Raw genomic sequence first — 1,533 nt, 5'->3', positions numbered from 1 at the left:
GCATTGCATAAAAATTCAAGAATAAAAACATACAGTGATTTAATCAGCGCTTCCTTAGATTATACAAGGGCGCCTTTTATAATCACGCGGAGCAACAGCTCAATCTTTCCCAAGAATTTTATATATTTCGTTCCCTGCATAAGGGCCATAATCAATAACAATCTGGTTGATTTCAGCTTCACTCATTTTTCTCTCAAATTCTGCCTTTAAGATGCCTGCCGGGTTTACATCCGGTTTCTCCCTGAGGGAATAAATCTGTTTCATTTGTTCCTTCTCTTCTTTAAAAAGTCGGATTTCTTTGAAGGAATGATGAGCATAAAGATATGATAAATTCTGTACAAGTCCGCGAACTACAAGATCATGATGTTCCTTACTAGTCATTCTTGGCACAGTCCCGGCTTCTTTCATTTCTGCATATCTTTTTAGAGTTCGGAGATATGAAATCTCCGGCTTTACCACGAGAACATCAAGTTCGACTTCGTATCCTTTGCCCTCAAGAATCTTCCTTGTTTTTTCCGGTACTTGAACAGTACGAAGTGTTCCCTCAATGATTAAGTTTAATGACTTTTGACTCAATTCCTCTATAAGGACTTCTGTCATTCTAGCAGCAAAGCACTTTGTTTCATCTATAATGAGGTTTCCAATTTCTTCATATAATTTTCTATATCCGGGATAATACCTCCGATATTCATCACCATTGATAAAAGCAGCATTTATAGCAAATTGGGAAATCAGACCAGTTTTTCCCGCACCTGGCTGTGCACAAACCATATGAGCTTTCGGATGCGGCACAGGGCTGATGTTGCTGTAAAGGTATTCGATAATATTGCATTTGGCCGTTTGAAAATCGTCAGGCTGGTAATTCATCGGGCTCCCATTTCTTTCATCATGGCATTTACAATTTTGAACTGGCCTTCAATTTCATTCATTTTTTCCAAGCTGTTTGTCTGAAGTATGCTCATATACACATGCTGGATTTTATAAAACAAAATAACCATAGGATTTTTCTTGTCTGTTTTATCATTGATATGATTCTGATTGAAATAGGCCAGAAAATCAGCAATGAGACCGGCATAGGCTTCCCTCATGATTTCCTTTTTCAATGAGATTTCGTATAAGTGGCTCATATCCATACCTCCTGTCTTATTCATATTGTATATAGAAATTTCAATCAATGCAAATATGAGATTGGGGCCACAGAGTGGCCTGGGTTCAAAAGGTTCTCCCTCCCATATGGTGTCACCGCCTACGGGGGAAGGTGGTACGGAGTACCAAAGGCAATGCCACTTAGTTAAGAAAAAATCCGAAAGCACATGTCATTTTGATGTGTGCTTTTTTCTTGCCTATTTTTTCTCCTGTTAACAATAAACCTATTTTTTTCAAAAAAGACTTACAAATTCAAAAAAATTTGCGGCCTCCGGCCAGTTAGAAGAGAAATCTTCAATTGTTAACACAGGAGGCCTTAATCATGAATTTTGCCAAACGAATCAAGAGGAGTTTATTAAGACATGTTGCATATGTTATTGAGCATTC

Annotated in this window: 2 protein-coding genes; both read right to left on the bottom strand. The window is 37.9% G+C overall.

Annotation, left to right across the window (positions count from 1 at the left end):
- Positions 1-99 precede the first annotated feature (99 nt).
- Positions 100-867, bottom strand: a complete 768-nt coding sequence (locus B2Y11_RS04860; RefSeq protein WP_291056880.1) for a zeta toxin family protein — start codon at positions 865-867, stop codon at positions 100-102.
- Positions 864-1,127 (bottom strand): hypothetical protein, encoded by a 264-nt coding sequence (locus tag B2Y11_RS04855; RefSeq protein WP_291056878.1) that lies wholly within the window; start codon positions 1,125-1,127, stop codon positions 864-866. Before B2Y11_RS04855 ends, B2Y11_RS04860 begins: the two co-directional genes overlap by 4 nt.
- Positions 1,128-1,533: the final 406 nt, after the last annotated feature.

The sequence above is a fragment of the Dialister sp. UBA1703 genome (genome assembly GCA_002320515.1).
Taxonomy (GTDB): domain Bacteria; phylum Bacillota; class Negativicutes; order Veillonellales; family Dialisteraceae; genus Dialister.
Note: the sequence above shows the minus strand (reverse complement) of the source record. Positions and strands in the feature narration are given on the sequence as shown.

Excerpts from the sequence above, each read along its gene's own strand:
- B2Y11_RS04855 (WP_291056878.1), bottom strand. The coding sequence starts at position 1,127 with ATGAGCCACTTATACGAAATCTCATTGAAAAAGGAAATCATGAGGGAA.
- B2Y11_RS04860 (WP_291056880.1), bottom strand. The coding sequence starts at position 867 with ATGAATTACCAGCCTGACGATTTTCAAACGGCCAAATGCAATATTATC.